Source organism: Aeromonas sp. S18(2024), from assembly GCF_041402525.1.
Classification (GTDB): domain Bacteria; phylum Pseudomonadota; class Gammaproteobacteria; order Enterobacterales; family Aeromonadaceae; genus Aeromonas; species Aeromonas enteropelogenes.
Genome location: NZ_JBGLQV010000006.1, coordinates 84182 through 101755, shown reverse-complemented (window position 1 = coordinate 101755; position 17574 = coordinate 84182). Strand labels below are relative to the sequence as shown.

General features: G+C 58.5%; 22 protein-coding genes. 10 read left to right on the top strand and 12 right to left on the bottom strand.

Features of this window, described 5'->3' with window-relative positions; genetic code table 11:
* Positions 1-201 precede the first annotated feature (201 nt).
* Positions 202-1296 (bottom strand): cell division protein ZapE, encoded by a 1095-nt coding sequence (gene zapE / locus ACB034_RS11875; protein WP_042070877.1) that lies wholly within the window; start codon positions 1294-1296, stop codon positions 202-204.
* 139 nt (positions 1297-1435) lie between these two features.
* Here zapE and ACB034_RS11870 point away from each other — a divergent pair, with 139 nt between their 5' ends.
* The 3 genes from ACB034_RS11870 to degS all read left to right on the top strand — a co-directional run bounded on the left by ACB034_RS11870 (position 1436) and on the right by degS (position 4453).
* A complete protein-coding gene (locus tag ACB034_RS11870) occupies positions 1436-1816 on the top strand; it encodes a YhcB family protein (protein ID WP_371172903.1) in 381 nt (126 codons plus the stop codon).
* An 81-nt stretch (positions 1817-1897) separates the two neighbouring features.
* Positions 1898-3259 carry a Do family serine endopeptidase gene (locus tag ACB034_RS11865; RefSeq protein WP_026456105.1) on the top strand — a complete coding sequence of 454 codons (1362 nt, stop codon included), beginning with the start codon at positions 1898-1900 and terminating at the stop codon, positions 3257-3259.
* A 90-nt stretch (positions 3260-3349) separates the two neighbouring features.
* Complete coding sequence (gene degS, locus ACB034_RS11860; RefSeq protein WP_371172902.1) at positions 3350-4453, top strand: outer membrane-stress sensor serine endopeptidase DegS; 1104 nt, start codon at positions 3350-3352, stop codon at positions 4451-4453.
* A gap of 121 nt (positions 4454-4574) precedes the next feature.
* Here degS and npr read toward each other — a convergent pair whose 3' ends face one another.
* The 10 genes from npr to ACB034_RS11810 form a co-directional block, all read right to left on the bottom strand.
* Entirely contained in the window at positions 4575-4847 is a 273-nt protein-coding gene (gene npr / locus ACB034_RS11855) for a PTS phosphocarrier protein NPr (protein ID WP_026456107.1), read from the bottom strand.
* Between the two features lie 20 nt (positions 4848-4867).
* Complete coding sequence (gene rapZ / locus ACB034_RS11850) at positions 4868-5734, bottom strand: RNase adapter RapZ (RefSeq protein ID WP_371172901.1); 867 nt, start codon at positions 5732-5734, stop codon at positions 4868-4870.
* Between the two features lie 45 nt (positions 5735-5779).
* Complete coding sequence (gene ptsN, locus ACB034_RS11845) at positions 5780-6226, bottom strand: PTS IIA-like nitrogen regulatory protein PtsN (protein ID WP_005336322.1); 447 nt, start codon at positions 6224-6226, stop codon at positions 5780-5782.
* A 2-nt stretch (positions 6227-6228) separates the two neighbouring features.
* Entirely contained in the window at positions 6229-6516 is a 288-nt protein-coding gene (gene hpf / locus ACB034_RS11840; protein ID WP_005336323.1) for a ribosome hibernation promoting factor, read from the bottom strand.
* Positions 6517-6537: 21 nt separating this feature from the next.
* Positions 6538-7977: an RNA polymerase factor sigma-54 gene (locus ACB034_RS11835; RefSeq protein WP_042070883.1), complete on the bottom strand. Its 1440-nt coding sequence runs from the start codon at positions 7975-7977 to the stop codon at positions 6538-6540.
* Positions 7978-8042: 65 nt separating this feature from the next.
* Entirely contained in the window at positions 8043-8768 is a 726-nt protein-coding gene (lptB, locus tag ACB034_RS11830; protein ID WP_026456111.1) for an LPS export ABC transporter ATP-binding protein, read from the bottom strand.
* A gap of 3 nt (positions 8769-8771) precedes the next feature.
* A complete protein-coding gene (lptA, locus tag ACB034_RS11825; RefSeq protein ID WP_026456112.1) occupies positions 8772-9299 on the bottom strand; it encodes a lipopolysaccharide transport periplasmic protein LptA in 528 nt (175 codons plus the stop codon).
* The gene (gene lptC / locus ACB034_RS11820; RefSeq protein ID WP_026456113.1) at positions 9286-9846 is read right to left on the bottom strand and encodes an LPS export ABC transporter periplasmic protein LptC; all 561 of its coding nucleotides are present in this window, start codon (positions 9844-9846) and stop codon (positions 9286-9288) included. The genes lptA and lptC overlap by 14 nt, the downstream gene beginning before the upstream one ends.
* Positions 9843-10397 carry a 3-deoxy-manno-octulosonate-8-phosphatase KdsC gene (gene kdsC, locus ACB034_RS11815; RefSeq protein WP_371172900.1) on the bottom strand — a complete coding sequence of 185 codons (555 nt, stop codon included), beginning with the start codon at positions 10395-10397 and terminating at the stop codon, positions 9843-9845. The genes lptC and kdsC overlap by 4 nt, the downstream gene beginning before the upstream one ends.
* Positions 10397-11392, bottom strand: coding sequence for a KpsF/GutQ family sugar-phosphate isomerase (locus ACB034_RS11810; protein ID WP_371172899.1), 996 nt, complete (start codon positions 11390-11392; stop codon positions 10397-10399). The genes kdsC and ACB034_RS11810 overlap by 1 nt, the downstream gene beginning before the upstream one ends.
* 207 nt (positions 11393-11599) lie before the next feature.
* Here ACB034_RS11810 and mlaF point away from each other — a divergent pair, with 207 nt between their 5' ends.
* From mlaF to murA, 7 genes are read left to right on the top strand one after another with little or no spacing between them, the layout of a single operon-like run.
* The gene (gene mlaF / locus ACB034_RS11805) at positions 11600-12400 is read left to right on the top strand and encodes a phospholipid ABC transporter ATP-binding protein MlaF (protein WP_026456358.1); all 801 of its coding nucleotides are present in this window, start codon (positions 11600-11602) and stop codon (positions 12398-12400) included.
* Positions 12400-13179, top strand: a complete 780-nt coding sequence (gene mlaE / locus ACB034_RS11800) for a lipid asymmetry maintenance ABC transporter permease subunit MlaE (RefSeq protein ID WP_042025039.1) — start codon at positions 12400-12402, stop codon at positions 13177-13179. Before mlaF ends, mlaE begins: the two co-directional genes overlap by 1 nt.
* Positions 13180-13186: 7 nt before the next feature.
* Positions 13187-13678, top strand: a complete 492-nt coding sequence (gene mlaD / locus ACB034_RS11795) for an outer membrane lipid asymmetry maintenance protein MlaD (RefSeq protein ID WP_026456359.1) — start codon at positions 13187-13189, stop codon at positions 13676-13678.
* Between the two features lie 9 nt (positions 13679-13687).
* Complete coding sequence (gene mlaC / locus ACB034_RS11790; RefSeq protein ID WP_371172898.1) at positions 13688-14320, top strand: phospholipid-binding protein MlaC; 633 nt, start codon at positions 13688-13690, stop codon at positions 14318-14320.
* Complete coding sequence (locus ACB034_RS11785) at positions 14317-14589, top strand: lipid asymmetry maintenance protein MlaB (protein WP_026456361.1); 273 nt, start codon at positions 14317-14319, stop codon at positions 14587-14589. The genes mlaC and ACB034_RS11785 overlap by 4 nt, the downstream gene beginning before the upstream one ends.
* Positions 14589-14846, top strand: coding sequence for a BolA family iron metabolism protein IbaG (ibaG, locus tag ACB034_RS11780; RefSeq protein WP_026456362.1), 258 nt, complete (start codon positions 14589-14591; stop codon positions 14844-14846). The genes ACB034_RS11785 and ibaG overlap by 1 nt, the downstream gene beginning before the upstream one ends.
* 18 nt (positions 14847-14864) lie before the next feature.
* Positions 14865-16121, top strand: coding sequence for a UDP-N-acetylglucosamine 1-carboxyvinyltransferase (murA, locus tag ACB034_RS11775; protein ID WP_042070889.1), 1257 nt, complete (start codon positions 14865-14867; stop codon positions 16119-16121).
* A gap of 94 nt (positions 16122-16215) precedes the next feature.
* Here murA and pmbA read toward each other — a convergent pair whose 3' ends face one another.
* Positions 16216-17559: a metalloprotease PmbA gene (gene pmbA / locus ACB034_RS11770; protein WP_371172897.1), complete on the bottom strand. Its 1344-nt coding sequence runs from the start codon at positions 17557-17559 to the stop codon at positions 16216-16218.
* Positions 17560-17574 lie beyond the last annotated feature (15 nt).

Sequence of the window (17574 nt, the reverse complement as noted above, 5' to 3'; positions counted from 1 at the left end):
CGATGGCCTACCTGTACCCCTTCGAATACAAGTAAAGCTTAAAGTGTTGCTGTCTTATCGACAGCTGTAACGTGGGCCGGGCGATTATAAGTGAAGTTGCCTTAAATATCACCTGCTAATTTCACTGCCATGAAGCTAGCAAATGTCGCCCGGCCCTACCTGCCGCAGATGCCCATCCGACTGGCAGGCGCGGTATTGTGACTAAGGAAGGTGCACTCTTGCAAGGTATTCGTGCGATTGCATTTCCTGAAGCCGTGAAAGACAGCGTTGGAATTCGAAATTCAGCAGCCCTTCACCATAGAGATCCGCCATGGGAACAGCTGCCGACATGATGAGCTTGACGTGCCGTTCATAGAATTCATCTACCATGGCGATGAAGCGGCGGGCCGCGTCATCCGTACCAGCTCCCATTGGCTGAACGTTGGCCAGCAAGACGGTGTGAAACAACTTGGCCAGTTCTATGTAGTCGTTCTGGGAGCGGGGAGTACAGCAAAGTTGCTCGAACTCCATGTAAAGCACCCCTTCCCCCATCCCCAGCGACACCAGCTGGCGATGATTGATCTCAAGATCCCCCACCCGGGCCTCGTGACCACCTGTTAATTGCTGGAAATAACGCTCAAGGTTCGATTTTGCCTGCAGATCCAGCGGACAGTGATAGATCTCGGCCTGCTCCAGGGTTCGCAAGCGATAGTCGATGCCGCCATCCACATTAAGTATCTCGCAATGACGCTCGATCAGCGCGATGGCAGGCAGAAAACGGGCTCGTTGCAGTCCATTGCGATATAACTCTTGCGGAGGAATATTAGACGTAGCGACCAGCACTACGCCGTGGCCAAACAGTTCCTGAAACAGGGTGCCCAGCAACATGGCGTCTGTAATGTCGGAGACGAAAAACTCATCGAAACAGATGATATCCGTCTCGCTGGCGAGCTTGCTGGCAATCTGCTTGAGTGGATCGGTCTGGCCGTTCAATGCATTAAGTTCATCGTGGATGCGGTGCATGAAACGGTGAAAATGGCAGCGCAGTTTACGCTCACCCGGCAGGCTCTCGAAAAAAGTATCCATCAGCCAAGTCTTGCCTCTGCCGACACCGCCCCACATATAGATACCCTGGATGGGCTCGGGCGGTTTCGGCTTTTGCAGCCAGCCCAACAGTCCGCCGGATCTGGTCGGAGTCGGGCGCCGCTGCAAATCCTGATACAGTCGCTCCAGCCTGCTGATCGCCATACGCTGGGCGGGGTCGGCCTGAAAACCCGGACGCAGCAGATCCTGCTGATATTTTTGCTGCGGTGTCATCCTTGATGTGCCTCTCCAAGTCCCTGAATAGAGGACAAAATGGTATCACGGCCTCGGGACGCACGGTATAGTGCCAACCAGGCATGGCGGTTTGTTCAACCGAATCAACACACTGTTTTAGCTGTAACAAGGAGCATCTATGAGTCTGTTAACTGGGATCCTGCTGGCTGTCGCGGCCCTGATCATCGGTATCATCATCGGCCGTTTCTCGGTACGTAGCCGTGATGCCGGCCGTCTGGAACAGGAACTGAAGAAGGCCCACAAAGAGCTCGAAAGTTATCAGGGCCAAATCAATACCCACTTCGCCGACAGTGCGGTGCTGATGGAGCAACTGGCCGAGCAATATCAGACCCTCTACCGCCACATGGCGGAGCAGAGCAAGTTCCTGGCCAAGGCTCAAGAACCCCTGTTCCGTGAGCCGCCGGTAGAAGAAACGCAAACCAGCACCGAGACTGAACCCGGCATTCCTCCCCGTGACTATGCCGGAGCCTCTTCCGGTTTGCTCAAGCAAACAAGCTAGTGCCTCGCGGAACTAATCCGCCAGCCCTGTGGTCTGACCTTGACGATTGCAATGCAACTTTTTCTGGGAGCTGTTTTTCATATGCGTAAACCTCTTTCCATGCTCAGTGTGCTAGCCCTCAGTGTCGGTATCGCCATGTCTGCGGCCCCTGCACAGGCTGCAATGCCTTCCCTGTTCGAATCTAACCAGGAGATGCCGAGCCTGGCACCGGTTCTTGAGCAAGTTACCCCTGCCGTGGTCAATATCTCCGTCTCCGGCAAGAAAGTGACCCGTCAGCGTCTGCCGGAACAGTTCCGTTTCTTCTTTGGCCCCAACATGCCTGACGAGCAAGTGAGCGAGCAGCCGTTCCAGGCGCTGGGCTCCGGCGTCATCATCGATGCCAAGAAAGGCTATGTCATCACCAATGCTCACGTGGTACACGAAGCGGACGAGATCAAGGTCAACCTGAAGGATGGCCGCGAGTACGCCGCCAAGAAGATTGGTGAAGACAAGCAGTCCGATATCGCTCTGCTGCAAATCAAGGCCGACGATCTGGTGCAGATCAAGTTTGCCGACTCCGACGAGCTGCGAGTCGGCGACTATGCGCTGGCCATCGGCAACCCGTTTGGGCTGGGCCAGACCGTGACCTCGGGTATTGTCAGCGCCCTGGGCCGTAGCGGCCTCAACATCGAAAATCTGGAGAACTTCATCCAGACCGATGCGGCCATCAACTCCGGCAACTCGGGTGGCGCCCTGCTCAACCTGCGTGGCGAGCTTATCGGTATCAACACCGCCATCCTGGGCCCCAACGGTGGCAACATCGGCATCGGCTTTGCCATTCCGTCCAACATGGTGCGCAACCTCTCCGAGCAGATCATCAAGTACGGTGAAGTGCGTCGTGGCCAACTGGGGATCACCGGCACCGAGCTCACTTCGGAGATTGCCAAGACCTTCGGTTACAACAAGAAAGATGGCGCCTTCGTCAACCAGGTCATGCCTGACTCTGCTGCAGCCAAGGCCGGCATCAAGGCTGGCGACATCATCGTCAGCATCGATGGCAAAGCCATCCGTTCGTTTGGTGAGCTGCGCGCCAAGATCGCGACCATGGGTGCCGACAAGCAGGTTGCCCTCGGCCTTATCCGCGACGGAAAAGAGCAGACTGTCAAGGTTACCCTGAAGAAGGCAGATGATAGCGAGATCCTGGCCAGCGCCCTGCATCCGGCACTGGAAGGGGCCAAGCTGAGCACCACTACAGAACCTGTTTCCGGCGTCGCCGTGGCCGATATCGACCCACGCTCGCCTGCGGCGGCTTCGGGCTTGCAGAAAGGTGACATCATCATCGGCGTCAACCGCCTGCGGATCAACACTCTGGGCGAGCTGACCAAGGCACTCAAGAACAAACCTGACGTGCTGGCACTCAATATCCAGCGGGGTGACTCTTCACTCTATCTGGTGATCCGCTAATCCCTCCCCCACCCGCGGCATTCGCCGCGGGTGATTTTTATCCACCGATGATGTTATTCTCTGCCCGCAGCCTGTACGGATGAGAATGACATGAAAATCCCCCCTTTAGTCAGTTACTTGGGCAAGTCCATCGGCTTCGGTTTGACCGTCGCGGCGCTGCTGCTTGTGTTGTTTCCCAATTTTCGTGGGGGGGCCCAGCTACCCGGTCTCATCACCAATGCCCGCGAGTTGAGTTTCTCCTACGCCGCCCATCGCGCCGGCCCTGCCGTCGTGAATATCTACACCCGCAGCTTTGCCGCCAATCAGGGGAATCAGGGGGAACTGCGCCCACAGGGGCTGGGCTCCGGCGTCATCATGACTTCCCGCGGTTACGTGCTGACCAATTATCACGTCATTGCCGATGCCGACCAGATCATCGTCGCACTGCAGGATGGCCGGGTGTTCAGCGCCGAACTGGTCGGTATCGATCAGCTGACCGATCTCGCCGTACTCTATATCGAAGCGGACAATCTGCCGGTGATCCCTCAGGATCCGGAACGGCAGCCTGAGGTGGGGGATGTGGTGCTTGCCATCGGCAACCCCTACAACGTTGGCCAAACCATCACTCAAGGCATCATCAGCGCGACCGGGCGCGCCGGGCTCTCCAGCATGGGACCTGACAGCAATGGCCGCCAGGATCTGCTGCAGACCGATGCCGCCATCAATGAGGGCAACTCGGGCGGGGCTCTGGTCAATGGTCGTGGCGATCTGGTGGGGATCAACACCGCTACTTATCACCTCAACGGCAATCAGGAGACTTACGGCATCAGCTTCGCCATCCCCTACCGGCTGGCCAAGCGGATAATGGATGAGCTGATCGCCAACGGTCGGGTCATCCGTGGCTACCTCGGTGTCTCCAGCGTCGAGATCAACCCCATCGTCGCCCGCATGATGAACCTGGGCGATCTGCGTGGCCTGGTGGTGGAGAGCCTGGATCCCAACGGCCCGGCCAGCAAGGGCGGTCTGAAGCGGGGAGATGTACTGCTCAAGATCAACGGCGAGGCCATCAGCGGCGTTCGGGCTGCCATGGACAAGATTGTCGAGAGTCGCCCGGGCACCAAGCTCACCATCTCGGTATTTCGTGAGGGCAAACCGCTCGAAGTCGTGGTCACCATAGAAGAGGATCTGCGCTACCAGAAGCGGGCAACCCGCTAGGGTGCTGTACACGCAGGACGTCGACGGCAGGAGATAGCGGAGTGGGAAGGAGAGAGAATACCTGAGAAGCCGCAGGTATTCTCCTTATGCGTGGCGTCTCATACGCCAGAAGGCTGAGCGACTACTCTTCGTTGAAACCGGACGTAAACAACGCGACAACGGCAGCCAGGGCTTCCACCTCGTCGGGGCCCTCCACCTGAACTTCCACCTGGCGGCCCTGGGCAGAGTCCAGCATCAGCAAGCCAATCACACTGTCTGCATCAGCCTCCACACCGTCCTCATTGCGCAGCAGCACATGGGCATCAAAACCCTGTACCAGCTCGAACAGCATCATGGCTGGCCGAGCGTGGATACCCAGCTTGTTCTTCACTTCAACCGAGGCGGAAACTGTCATCAGGTCGTCCTATTGGGGTATCACGCTTGGGAACTGCTCTTGTCGAGGGTGCGGTGGCGAATTTGCACGTTCTTGCCGAGCTGCCGGAAGGAGTTGGCCAGGCGTTCGGCGATGAATACCGATCTGTGCTGGCCCCCGGTACAGCCGATGCCGACCGTGAGATAGCTGCGGTTATTGCGCTCCAGATGGGGGAGCCAGGTCACCAGCATGTGTTCGATCTGCTGGGTGAACAGCATCACGTCCGCCTGGGCCGAGAGGTAGCTGGCCACCGGCTCATCCTTGCCGGTAAAAGGTTTGAGTTCGGGGATCCAGTGCGGATTGGGCAGGAAGCGAGCGTCGAACACGAAATCAGCATCCTTGGGTATGCCATATTTGAAACCGAACGACTCGAACACCAGCACCAACTCGTTCTCTTTCTTGCCGAGCACCCGAGTCTTGATGAGCTCGCTCAAGTCGTGAATGCTGAGGCTGGTAGTATCGATGCGCAGATCGGCAGTTGAGGAGAGCGGCGCCAGCAGATGGGTCTCTTCCCGGATCGCCTCGTCCAACGACAGTTTGTTGCGCGACAAGGGGTGCAGCCGGCGGCTCTCGCCATATCGCTTGAGCAGCGTGGTGTTGTCGGCATCGAAGAAGAAGCTGGCAAACTCGACCCTGCCCTCGTTGCGCACCTGAGCCAGCAGATTCTCCAGTTTTTCCGAATCATTCGGCAAGTTGCGCACGTCTATGCTGACTGCCAGCTTGTCGTACTGGCTCTCGACCGAAACGATCAGCTGGGGCAACAGGTTGACCGGCAGGTTGTCCACACAGTAATAACCCAGATCTTCCAATACCCTCAGGGCGACGGTTTTACCGGAGCCCGAGCGTCCACTTACCACGATTAACTGCATCTTGTTCCCTCACGCCAAAACGGGTGTGTGATCCTGGCCTGTATATCAGGCTGAGGTCATGATCTGATAGAGCTCTTCATCGCTGGTTGCCTGGCGTAACTGGCGGCATACCGCCTTGTCACCCAGCTTGGAGGCCATCAGGGAAAGGGTCTTGAGATGCTGTTTGCACTCGCTTTCCGGTACCAGCAGAGCAAACAGCAGGTCAACCGGTTGATTGTCGATGGAGTCGAAAGGGATGGGATCGGCAAACGTCATCAGAATAGCGGTGGGCGGAAATTCATCATCGATACGACCATGAGGGATCGCGATACCGGCACCGATCCCGGTACTGCCCATTTTTTCGCGGGCCAGCAAGCATTCAAACAGCGCCTGGCGTGAGGTACCCAGGCGCTCGGCGGCCAGCTCGCTGATGATTTCGAGGGCCCGTTTCTTGCTAGTACAAGGGACTGCACTCTTGGTGCAGTCCCGACTCAGTATGTGTTCAAGTTGCATGGTTATTTTTTATTTAACTTGTCTTTATGCTTGATGATCTGCCTGTCCAGCTTGTCGAGCAGGGTATCTATCGCGGCATACATATCGGCATGCTCGGAGTTGGCGAAGACCTCGCCGCCACTGACATGCAGTTTGGCTTCGGCGATCTGGTTCAGTTTTTCCACGCTCAGCACCACATGCACGTTGTTGATGTGGTCGAAGTGACGCTCGAGTTTGGCAAATTTGTTATTCACATAATCACGCAGAGCTTCGGTAATCTCGACATGGTGTCCGGTCAGGTTAATTTGCATAACGTCATCCTTTTGTTTTGCCTAAACCAGGCGTTTGCGCTGATTGGAAGGTGGGATAAACAGGGATTCGCGGTACTTAGCGATCGTGCGTCTAGCCACCATAATACCCTGTTCGGCCAGCAAATCCGCGATCTTGCTATCACTTAGCGGTTTGGCGGGGTTCTCCGCCGTCACCAGCTTCTTGATGAGCGCACGGATTGCGGTCGATGAGCACTCTCCTCCTCCTTCTGTATTCACATGGCTGGAGAAAAAAAACTTCAGTTCGAAAATACCGCGGGGGGTATGCATGTATTTCTGGGTTGTTACACGGGAGATGGTCGACTCGTGCATCTCCACCGCTTCGGCGATATCGTTGAGCACCATCGGCTTCATCGCCTCTTCACCATATTCGAAAAAGCCCTGTTGCTGCTCGACGATGCAGCTGGCCACTTTCAACAGGGTGTCGTTACGGCTCTCAAGGCTCTTGATGAACCACTTGGCTTCCTGCAAGTGGGAGCGGATAAACTGGGTATCCGTGCTGCTACGGGCGTTACGTGCCATAGCGGCATAGGTCTCGTTGACCCGGATGCGCGGGGATGAATCAGGATTGAGTTCCACCACCCAGCGATTCTGCCGTTTGACTACGGAGACGTCCGGGATCACGTACTGGGAGTCGCTCTGGATAATGCCGTTGCCCGGCCTCGGCTCCAGCAGCTGGATCAGATCCAGCACCTCCTTGAGGTCGCTCTCCTTGAGCCGGGTCTTGCGTGCCAGGGTGCGATAATCGCGATTGCCGAGCAGATCCATATGCTCCTGGATCACCTCCTTGGCCTCACTGATCCAGGGAGTCTCGGGGTCGTACTGCTCCAGCTGGATCAGCAGGCACTCCTGCACCGAACGAGCTGCGATCCCCACGGGATCGAAGTGTTGCACCCGCTTGAGCACGACCTCGATTTCATCGAGTTCGACCTCCACTTCGTCGCTGCTCACCGCCGCTTGGATATCTTCCAGCGACACTGTCAGATAACCGGATTCGTCGATGGCATCTATGATGGCAAGCGCAATGGCCGCATCCACATCGCTGAACGGGGTGAGGCGCATCTGCCACAACAGGTAGTCCTGCAGGTTCTCTGTGGTCTCCCCCTGGTAGACGGTGTCATCCCCATCATGGATGGGTCCGGCACTCTGGGCCGTCCCCGCGGAATAGACCTCGTCCCAGGTCGTATCCACCGGCAACTCGTCCGGCATCTGATCCTGGGCCATGGCATCGCTGGAATCCAGCTGGCTGGCATCGACCTGATCTTGCGGGGATGTCTCCTGCACCTCGCTCTCTTCCTGCTCCAGCAGGGGATTGTTTTCGAGCGCTTGCTGAATTTCCTGCTGAAGTTCCAGAGAGGAGAGCTGGAGCAGACGAATCGCTTGTTGTAATTGCGGCGTCATGGTCAGGGATTGACCGAGACGCAACTGTAATGTCGGCTTCATCTACGTCGGGATATCCTTATGTTCAGCGAGGCACGCGGCAAAGGAAATGAAGGCATGCCCCCTTACTATAGACTGAATTGATCGCCCAAATAGACGCGCTTGACCTGCTCATCGGCGAGGATATCAGCCGGCGCACCTTCAGCAATCATCTGGCCGTGGCTGACGATATAAGCCTTCTCGCATACGTCCAGAGTCTCTCTGACGTTGTGGTCGGTGATCAAGACGCCCAGCCCCCTATCTTTCAGGTGCTGGATGATCTTCTTGATGTCTATCACAGAAATGGGATCCACACCGGCAAACGGCTCATCCAGCAGGATAAAGCGCGGCTCCGCCGCCAGGGCGCGGGCAATTTCGACCCGGCGCCGCTCGCCACCGGACAAACTCTGACCCAGGTTGTCGCGGATGTGGGTGATGTTGAACTCTTCCAGCAGCTGTTCGACCTTGTCTTCCCGCTCCTCGCGACTCAACCCCTTGCGAGTCTGCATGACTCCCATCAGGTTGTCGAACACCGAGAGACGGCGGAAAATCGAGGCTTCCTGCGGCAGATAGCCGATGCCGTTGCGGGCACGCACGTGCATGGGCTGCAGGCTGATATCCTGATCATCGATGGTGATGAGACCGGCATCACGCTGCACTAGGCCGACAATCATGTAAAACGAGGTCGTCTTGCCGGCGCCGTTGGGTCCGAGCAAGCCGACGATCTGGCCTGTGCCTACTTCCAGACTCACATCACTGACCACCATGCGGCGCTTGTAGCTCTTCTGCAGGCCCACTGCTTTCAATACTGCCATGGCTTATTTTCCCTGGGTCTGCTGATCGGCCGGCTTGTCGAAATTCTCTACCTGATCCGGCAGGAAGACGGTTTTGACCCGCTGGTTCGGTGTCTTGCTCTCGGCGATCATCTTCTGTTTAACGATGTCGTAGCGGATCAGGTCACCATTGACCTGACTATCTTCCTGCTTGAGCTGGCCATTGCCGGTGATGGTCACCAGGCGCTTCTTCAACTCGTAGCGAATGCTGTTGCCGTGGGCGTTGACCGGCTTGCCATTGTCCAGGATCTGGAAGAAGGTAGCGGGTTTGCCATAAGCGGTCATCACCTCAGCCCCTTTCTCGCCGGAGCGGGTCACCACCACTTTGTCGGCCTTAATCTTGATAGTGCCCTGAGTGATGATCACATCCTGCTCGAAGGTGACGCGATTATCCTGCATCTCTGCGACCTGCTTGATGGCATCGACATAGACCTTCTCGGCAAAGTCGGACTCTTTGGCGGTCACAACACCGCAGAACAACAAGGCTGCGAGGGCCAGATTAACGTTTTTCATTGAAATAGATGGCATGACCTTGATCCAGTAACTCAAAATATTTGCGGTCCAGATGGCCTTTCAGGCCAACCCCTTCGGTCTGGAAATCCTGACCCAAAATCTTCACTTCCCGATTGCTGCGCACATCCTGGGTCACCAGGTCCAGCTCCAGATAGGGAGTATCGAGCGTGGAGATGAAAGAGGTGGGCAGCAGACCGTCCAGATGCACCTTGTCCCGCATGATCACGTTGTCATCGGTGTTGAGCACACCAGTATCGGCCGTGACTTTCCATTCAGCCTCCCCCTTGTCATCGAACATGTAGACGACGGGCTTGTCGAATGTCGCCTGCTCGATGATCTGGTAGTACTCGGCATAGGCCGACTCCAACCGTTCGGTACGCTTGCCGTTCACATCGAAACGGGTGGTCACCAACTCTTTGGCGACAAAATCCGGCTGATAATGCTCGGTTTTTACCGTGCTCTCCGGCACCAGCTCCACCTTGCTCAACTGCCAGGCGACCAGGGCAACCAGAAACAACAGGGCAAACAACAGGGTCTGTCTGTTCATACCGATGCCTCGGGCTGGTAATCTCCGTACCCCTGGGCCTGCAGGATCAGGTCGCATACCTCGCGCACCGCGCCTGTGCCGCCAGCCAGGCGAGTCACCATGTCGGCCCGGCGCAAGACCAGAGGATGGGCATCGGCCACCGCAATACCAAGGCCACAAGCCTCCATCACCGGCAGATCTATGGTGTCATCGCCCATGTAGGCGGCCTGCGACGCATCCAGGCCCAGCTTGGCCAGCAATGCCTCGAAATGGGGCAATTTCTTGTCCGCCCCCTGCACCACGTGATTCACTCTGAGACTCTTCATCCGATCACTGACGATGCGGGAGTTGCGCCCCGTGATGATGGCGATCTCGATCCCGGCGTTGAGCAGCGCCCGCATGCCTGCACCATCGCGGGTACAGAAGGTCTTCAGCTCCTCGCCGTTGTTACCCATATAGATGAGGCCATTGGAGAGTACCCCATCCACATCGCACACCAGCAGGCGGATTTGCGCCGCCTTGTCATACTGGCTGCGCGTCACCGGACCATAAAGGGTCGGTACGTTTTGCATCAAATTACTCCGGCTTTCAGCAGGTCGTGCATGTTGAAGGCACCCAGCGGGCGCTTGTCTCCATCCACCACCAGTAATCCGTTGATCTTTCTGGTTTCCATCAGTTTGACGGCTTCGGCCGCCATCATTTCCGGCCCTACGGTAACACAGTTGGCGGTCATCACGCGGCTGATCGGGGTGTGATGGATGTCCACCTGCTGATCGAGAATGCGGCGCAGGTCGCCATCGGTAAAGAGTCCCGCCAGCAGACCGTGCTGATCGACCACCGCCGTCATGCCGAGTCCTTTGCGGCTCACCTCCAGCAACGCCTCGCTGATGGTGGCATCAATAGAAACCTGGGGCAACAGATCACCACTGTGCATCAGATCGCCGACCCGCAGCAACAAGCGCTTGCCCAGCGACCCGCCCGGGTGGGAGAGAGCAAAGTCATCGGCGGTGAAACCGCGCGCTTCCAGCAGGGCCACCGCCAGCGCATCCCCCATCACCAGGGTTGCAGTGGTGCTCGACGTGGGCGCGAGTCCGAGCGGACAAGCCTCTTTTTCCACCTTGATGCACAGGTGCACATTGGCCTCCTTGGCCATGGTAGAAGCGGGGTTGCCGGTCATGCAGATGAGCGGTATGCCGCGGCGCTTGAGCACCGGCAGCAGGGCCAGGATCTCGTCGCTCTCGCCCGAGTTGGAGATAGCGATAATGAGATCGCCTGCGGAAATCATCCCCAGATCCCCATGGCTGGCTTCCCCCGGATGGAGGAAGAAGGCGGGAGTGCCGGTGCTGGCCAGGGTCGCGGCAATCTTGCTGCCGATATGGCCAGACTTGCCCATCCCTGTGACCACTATCTTGCCACCACAACGCAGCACCATCTCGCACGCCTTGTCGAAGGCGTCATTCAGATACTGGTAGAGTCCATCAATCGCTTGCTTTTCCGTGTCCAGTACCGCGCGGGCACTGCGACGAAAATCGAACAGGTCAGACACTTTCTCAGGCTTTACAGACATAAAGACACAGCTCCGGGCCGAAATTAGCTGCGGGATTATAAAAAAGTCTGTCCGGATAAGCGAATCGGATGGTGGATCCCCGGCTGGATGACGCACTTTGTTACACAAATTTGGCGTACAAACGGGCTGCCAGCCTGTTCAATAGTTGTTCCTTGATGTTGCTTAGACCTAGACTAGCCCATAAAATTCGCTCCTCATTTGCACCGGATGGACAATTGTTTGAACAATGACCTGATCACCATCTCCGACCTGACCTTCAGTCACGGAGATAGGCTGTTGTATGACGGGATCAACCTGACCATTCCCCGTGGCCAGGTCACCGCCGTCATGGGCCCGAGCGGCATCGGCAAGACCACCTTGCTGCGGCTGATCGGTGGCCAGCTCAAGCCCGAGTCCGGTCACATCCTGTTTGACGGGGAAGATATCCCCAGCCTCTCCCGTTCGCGCCTCTACGAGGTGCGCAAGCGGATGAGCATGCTGTTTCAGAGCGGCGCCCTGTTCACCGGCATGACGGTCTACGACAACGTGGCCTTCCCGCTGCGGGAGCACTCAGGCCTGCCGGAAGAACTGATCCACACCATCGTCATGATGAAGCTGCAGGCCGTAGGGCTGCGCGGTGCCGCAAAACTGATGCCATCCGAGCTCTCCGGCGGCATGGCTCGGCGCGCGGCGCTGGCACGGGCCATCGCACTCGACCCCGACCTCATCATGTATGACGAACCCTTCGTCGGTCAGGATCCCATCACCATGGCGGTGCTGGTGAAGCTGATCAAGGAGTTGAACAATGCCCTCGGCATCACCTCCGTCATTGTCACCCACGATGTGAAGGAGGTGCTCGGCATCGCCGATTACGCCTACATCATTGCCAACCGCCAGGTAGTGGCACACGGCACGCCGGCGCAACTGCGCGAGGAGCACAACCCCGAAGTCGAGCAGTTCCTGAAAGGATTGCCCGACGGTCCTGTTCCGTTTCATTTTCCGGCAGGCGACCTGCTACAGGATCTCTGATGTTGACAAGCCAAATAAGCAAGCTGGGACGACGCGGCGTACGTTTCATTACCGCCATCGGCCGGGCAACCATCATGTTGTTCCATGCGCTGGCGGGCAAACCCGAGCCGCGCAAGCACTTCCCGCTGCTGATCCAGCAACTTTATGTGGTCGGGGTGCAGTCGGTGGCCATCATTCTGGTGTCGGGTCTGTTCATCGGCATGGTGCTCTCCTTGCAGGGCTACAACGTACTGAAAGACTTCGGTGCCGAGCAGAGCCTGGGCCCTCTGGTCTCTCTCTCCCTGCTGCGGGAACTGGGTCCTGTGGTGACCGCCCTGCTGTTTGCCGGCCGCGCAGGTTCTGCCCTGACCGCGGAAATCGGTCTGATGAAGGCCACCGAGCAGCTCTCCAGCCTTGAGATGATGGCGGTGGATCCGCTGCGCCGGGTGGTGGCGCCCCGCTTCTGGGCGGGGGTCATCAGCATGCCGCTGCTGGCCTTCATGTTCAGCCTGATCGGCATCTTCGGTGGCAAGCTGGTCGGCGTGGACTGGCTGGGGGTGGATGAAGGGGGCTTCTGGTCCGCCATGCAGGCCTCCGTCGACTGGCAGGATGACATCATGCAGGGTGCCATCAAGAGCCTGATCTTCGCCCTTGTGGTCACCTGGATTGCCCTTTTCAACGGTTATGATGCCAAGCCGACCTCGGCCGGGATCAGCCAGGCCACGACCCGCACCGTGGTTCACTCATCCCTGGCCGTGCTCGGTCTGGATTTTATACTCACCGCAGTCATGTTTGGATAAGGTAAAGATGAAGTTCAGCAAAGTAGAATTCCTGGTCGGCCTCTTCATGCTGGCTGGCATCGGTGCCATTCTGGCACTGGCTCTGCAAGTGGCCGGTTTGAGCTTCAAACCGGAGGGAGAAACCTATACCCTGCACGCGCATTTCGATAATATCGGCGGCCTGAAAGTACGCTCTCCGGTCAAGGTCGGTGGCGTGGTGGTCGGTCGGGTGAGCGACATTACACTCGACCCTCAAACCCAGGTTCCCGAAATCACCCTGCAGATGCAAAAGAGTGCAGGCGAGTTTTCCGAAACCAGCTCTCTCTCCATCCTCACCTCCGGCCTGCTCGGCGAGCAGTACATAGGTCTGACCCCAGGCTTCACCGATGAGGACATGGGCACCGGCATGCTCAAGGATGGTGACATGATTGAAGACACCAAATCCGCCATCGTGCTGGAAGATCTGATTGGCAAGTTCCTCTACAGCCAATCCTCCGACAGCAAATCAGACAGCAAGTAAGGAGTAACCATGTTCAAGAAGATCGCCCTGCTGCTGGGCCTGATGACCAGCATGCTCTTTTCCCTGTCCGCCCAGGCCGCGGTGGACGCCACCGATCCCAATGCGCTGGTCGACATGGCCGCCAAGCAGACCTTCGCTCGTCTGAAGGCCGATCAGGCACAGATCAAAAGCAATCCTGACCACCTGCGCGTCATCATCCGCGAAGAGCTGCTGCCATACGTGGACAACCGCTTCGCCGCCTACAAGGTGCTTGGCAACCAGATCAAGCAGACCACCCCGGCCCAGCGCGACGCCTTCGTCGAGGTCTTCACCGAGTACATGGTGAGCTCCTACGCCGATGCCCTGGCCCACTTCGACAAGCAGACCGTGAAAGTCGAGCCGGGCAAGGTACCCAACGGCAACATCACCGCCGTCAACGTCAGCGTGAAAGAGGCCGGCAAGCCGGATATCTTCCTCGAGTTCAAGCTGCGCAAGAACAACAAGACCGGCGAATGGAAAGCCTTCGACATGGTCGCCGAGGGGATCAGCCTGCTCTCCGCCAAACAGGGCGAGCTCGGTGGCCTCATTCGCCAGGACGGCATCGATGCAGTGATCGCCCAGCTGCGCGAGCACAACGCCAAGCCGCTGGTGATCAAGTCATGATCTTCAGGGGCGAGCTGCAGGCGCCACAGGTCAATGACCTGTGGCAACGCCGCGCCGACTGGTGGCAGGATGACAAGCTGGAGCTGAGCCAGGTCACCACCCTGGACTCCGCCGGCCTGGCCCTGCTGGTCAAATGGGCAAAAGCCGCCCTGGCACGAGGCGCCACACCGCAACTGGTGGGCGCCTCCACTGATTTCTATACCCTGGCCAACCTCTACGGGGTGGCCAGTCTGTTTCAATCAACCCCGCTCACAACTGAGGACGCATAATGCAAGTCTCTGAAATTGAAGCGATACTCCTTGAGGCTCTGCCATTGTCCGAAGTCCATGTCAAAGGGGATGGCAGCCACTACCAGGTGATTGCCGTCGGCGACATGTTTGACGGTATGAGCCGAGTCAAGAAACAGCAGGCCATCTATGCCCCGCTGATGGACAAGATCGCCAGCAACGCCATTCACGCCCTCTCCATCAAGGCCTTTACCGAAGCCGAGTGGAAGCGCGAACGTAAATTCCTATTGCCCTCCTGATTTGGTAACGAAGTAACCATGGACAAATTCAAGATCACCGGCCCCTGCACCCTCTCCGGTGAAGTGACCATTTCCGGCGCCAAAAACGCCGCCCTGCCGATCCTGTTCGCCACCCTGCTGTGCGACGAAGAGGTTCAGCTCTCCAACGTGCCGCGCCTCAAAGACGTAGGCACCACCATCAAGCTGCTGGAGATGCTGGGCGCGACCACCAAGGTGAATGGCAACGTCACCGTGCTGGCCGGTGCCGTGAACAACCACGTGGCCCCTTACGAGCTGGTCAAGACCATGCGCGCCTCCATCCTGGCGCTGGGCCCGCTGGCTGCCCGCTACGGTGCGGCCGACGTCTCCCTGCCAGGTGGCTGCGCCATCGGTGCCCGCCCGGTCAACCTGCATGTGCACGGCCTGGAGCTGATGGGAGCCAAGATCGCCATTGAGGATGGCTACATCAAAGCCCGCGTCGACGGTCGTCTGAAAGGTGCTCACATCCTGATGGACATGGTTTCCGTCACCGGTACCGAGAACCTGATGATGGCCGCCACCCTGGCTGACGGTCGCACCGTGATCGAAAACGCCGCGCGCGAGCCGGAAGTGGTCGATCTCGCCAACTTCCTCAATACCCTGGGCGCCAAGATCCAGGGGGCGGGCACCGACACTCTGGTCATCGATGGCGTCGAGCGTCTGCACGGTGGCAGCTACAGCGTGCAGCCTGACCGCATCGAGACCGGAACCTTCCTGGTGGGCGCAGCCGTGACCGGCGGCAAGATCACCTGCCGCAAGACAGACCCGACCCTGCTGGAAGCAGTACTAGTCAAGCTGGAAGAGGCCGGCGCCCTGATTGAGAAGGGTGAAGACTGGATCACCCTGGACATGACCGGTCGCACCCTCAAGCCGGTCACCATCAAGACTGCCCCCTACCCTGCGTTCCCGACCGACATGCAGGCCCAGTTCACCGTGCTGAACGCGGTAGCCAAAGGTACAGGCATGGTCACCGAGACCATCTTCGAGAACCGCTTCATGCACGTGCCTGAGCTGGTACGGATGGGTGCCGACATCGAACTGCAGGGCAACGTCGCCATCTGCCGCGACGCCCAGCAGCTCAAGGGTGCCCAGGTGATGGCCACCGATCTGCGCGCCTCCGCCAGCCTGGTGCTGGCCGGCTTCGTGGCCGAAGGGGCCACCATTGTCGATCGCATCTACCACATCGACCGTGGCTACGAAGACATCGAGCAGAAGCTGCAAGGCCTGGGCGGTTGCATCGAGCGCATCAAGGGCTGACTGCCGCCCCTGATCACCGGCTGACAAAAAGGCCCCCTCGCGTTGGCGTGGGGGCCTTTTTCATGCCGGCAGATTGGGCCAAACGGGCGGAGGATTAATGCCCCGCCAGCTTCATGTTCTCGACCAGCACTGAGCCGGTCTTGAGGCTGGAGCGCTCATCCTCGTCGCAACCCACCGCCACTATATGGCTGAACATCTCAGCCAGATTGCCGGCGATGGTGATCTCCTCGACCGGGTAGGCGATTTCGCCATTTTCAACCCAGAAACCGGCGGCGCCGCGGGAGTAGTCACCATTGACGATGTTGACCCCCTGCCCCATCAGCTCGGTCACCAGCAGGCCGGTACCCATCTCCTTGAGCATGCCCTGGAAATCCTGACCGGTATTGGACACCTGCCAGTTGTGGATGCCGCCGGCGTGGCCGGTGGTGGTGAGCCCCAGCTTGCGGGCGGAGTAGGAGGTGAGCAACCAGCTCATCAGCTCGCCGTTATGCACTATATCCATGTCGCGGGTCAGCACCCCTTCCCCGTCAAAAGGGGTACTGGCCAGGCCGCCCAACAGGTGGGGGAACTCCTGGATGGTGAGCCAATCGGGCAGGATCTGCTTGCCCAGTTTATCGAGCAGGAAGCTCGACTTGCGGTAAAGATTGCCACCGCTGATGGCCATCACCAGATGACCCCAGAGACCGGCCGCCGTATCGGGATGAAACAGCACGGGAGCATGGCGAGTGGCGATCTTGCGGGCGCCGAGACGGGAGACGGTGCGCTCCACCGCCTCGTCGGCGATGCGCTGCGGGCTCCACAGCCCCTCGAGGGTACGGCTGGAGGAGTAGCCGTAATCCCGCTGCATGTCACCATCCTGCTCGCCGATCAGCACGCAGCTCAGGGAGTTGCGCGACGCCGCATAGCCTTTGACGAAGCCGTGACTGTTGCCATAGACCTTGATGCCGAGGTGGCTGGAGAAGCCAGCGCCATCGGAGTGCTTGATGCGCGCATCGCGCCCCAGCGCCAGCCGCTCGCACTCGATGGCCAGTTCGATGCCATGCTGGGGATCGAGGGCCACCGGATGGCACAGCTGCAGATCCGGGGCATCCCAGGCCAGCAGTTCGGCAGGCGCCAGGCCGGCACAGTCGTCGGGGGAGGTGTGACGGGCAATTTCCATCGCCGCCTCGACGGCGGCGCGGATGGCCGGCTTGCTCAGGTCCGTGGTGGACGAGGATCCCTTGCAACCGTCGCGATAGACGGCGATGCCGAGCGCACCATCCTTGTTGAATTCGATGCTTTCCAGTTCACAGCCCCGGGTGTTCACCGACAGCCCGGTCTGCTTGCTGATGGAGACTTCGGCCAGCGAGGCGCCCAGTCCTTTGGCTATCTCTAGGGCCTCGGCAACCACGGCCTCGAGATGGGCTTGATCCTGGCGGATTTGGTCTTGCTGATCCATAACTCACATCTGTAT

Bases quoted from the DNA above. Each gene is read 5' to 3' on its own strand.
- zapE (WP_042070877.1), bottom strand. From the start codon at position 1,296: ATGACACCGCAGCAAAAATATCAGCAGGATCTGCTGCGTCCGGGTTTT.
- ACB034_RS11870 (WP_371172903.1), top strand. From the start codon at position 1,436: ATGAGTCTGTTAACTGGGATCCTGCTGGCTGTCGCGGCCCTGATCATC.
- ACB034_RS11865 (WP_026456105.1), top strand. From the start codon at position 1,898: ATGCGTAAACCTCTTTCCATGCTCAGTGTGCTAGCCCTCAGTGTCGGT.
- degS (WP_371172902.1), top strand. From the start codon at position 3,350: ATGAAAATCCCCCCTTTAGTCAGTTACTTGGGCAAGTCCATCGGCTTC.
- npr (WP_026456107.1), bottom strand. From the start codon at position 4,847: ATGACAGTTTCCGCCTCGGTTGAAGTGAAGAACAAGCTGGGTATCCAC.
- rapZ (WP_371172901.1), bottom strand. From the start codon at position 5,734: ATGCAGTTAATCGTGGTAAGTGGACGCTCGGGCTCCGGTAAAACCGTC.
- ptsN (WP_005336322.1), bottom strand. From the start codon at position 6,226: ATGCAACTTGAACACATACTGAGTCGGGACTGCACCAAGAGTGCAGTC.
- hpf (WP_005336323.1), bottom strand. From the start codon at position 6,516: ATGCAAATTAACCTGACCGGACACCATGTCGAGATTACCGAAGCTCTG.
- ACB034_RS11835 (WP_042070883.1), bottom strand. From the start codon at position 7,977: ATGAAGCCGACATTACAGTTGCGTCTCGGTCAATCCCTGACCATGACG.
- lptB (WP_026456111.1), bottom strand. From the start codon at position 8,768: ATGGCAGTATTGAAAGCAGTGGGCCTGCAGAAGAGCTACAAGCGCCGC.
- lptA (WP_026456112.1), bottom strand. From the start codon at position 9,299: ATGAAAAACGTTAATCTGGCCCTCGCAGCCTTGTTGTTCTGCGGTGTT.
- lptC (WP_026456113.1), bottom strand. From the start codon at position 9,846: ATGAACAGACAGACCCTGTTGTTTGCCCTGTTGTTTCTGGTTGCCCTG.
- kdsC (WP_371172900.1), bottom strand. From the start codon at position 10,397: ATGCAAAACGTACCGACCCTTTATGGTCCGGTGACGCGCAGCCAGTAT.
- ACB034_RS11810 (WP_371172899.1), bottom strand. From the start codon at position 11,392: ATGTCTGTAAAGCCTGAGAAAGTGTCTGACCTGTTCGATTTTCGTCGC.
- mlaF (WP_026456358.1), top strand. From the start codon at position 11,600: ATGGACAATTGTTTGAACAATGACCTGATCACCATCTCCGACCTGACC.
- mlaE (WP_042025039.1), top strand. From the start codon at position 12,400: ATGTTGACAAGCCAAATAAGCAAGCTGGGACGACGCGGCGTACGTTTC.
- mlaD (WP_026456359.1), top strand. From the start codon at position 13,187: ATGAAGTTCAGCAAAGTAGAATTCCTGGTCGGCCTCTTCATGCTGGCT.
- mlaC (WP_371172898.1), top strand. From the start codon at position 13,688: ATGTTCAAGAAGATCGCCCTGCTGCTGGGCCTGATGACCAGCATGCTC.
- ACB034_RS11785 (WP_026456361.1), top strand. From the start codon at position 14,317: ATGATCTTCAGGGGCGAGCTGCAGGCGCCACAGGTCAATGACCTGTGG.
- ibaG (WP_026456362.1), top strand. From the start codon at position 14,589: ATGCAAGTCTCTGAAATTGAAGCGATACTCCTTGAGGCTCTGCCATTG.
- murA (WP_042070889.1), top strand. From the start codon at position 14,865: ATGGACAAATTCAAGATCACCGGCCCCTGCACCCTCTCCGGTGAAGTG.
- pmbA (WP_371172897.1), bottom strand. From the start codon at position 17,559: ATGGATCAGCAAGACCAAATCCGCCAGGATCAAGCCCATCTCGAGGCC.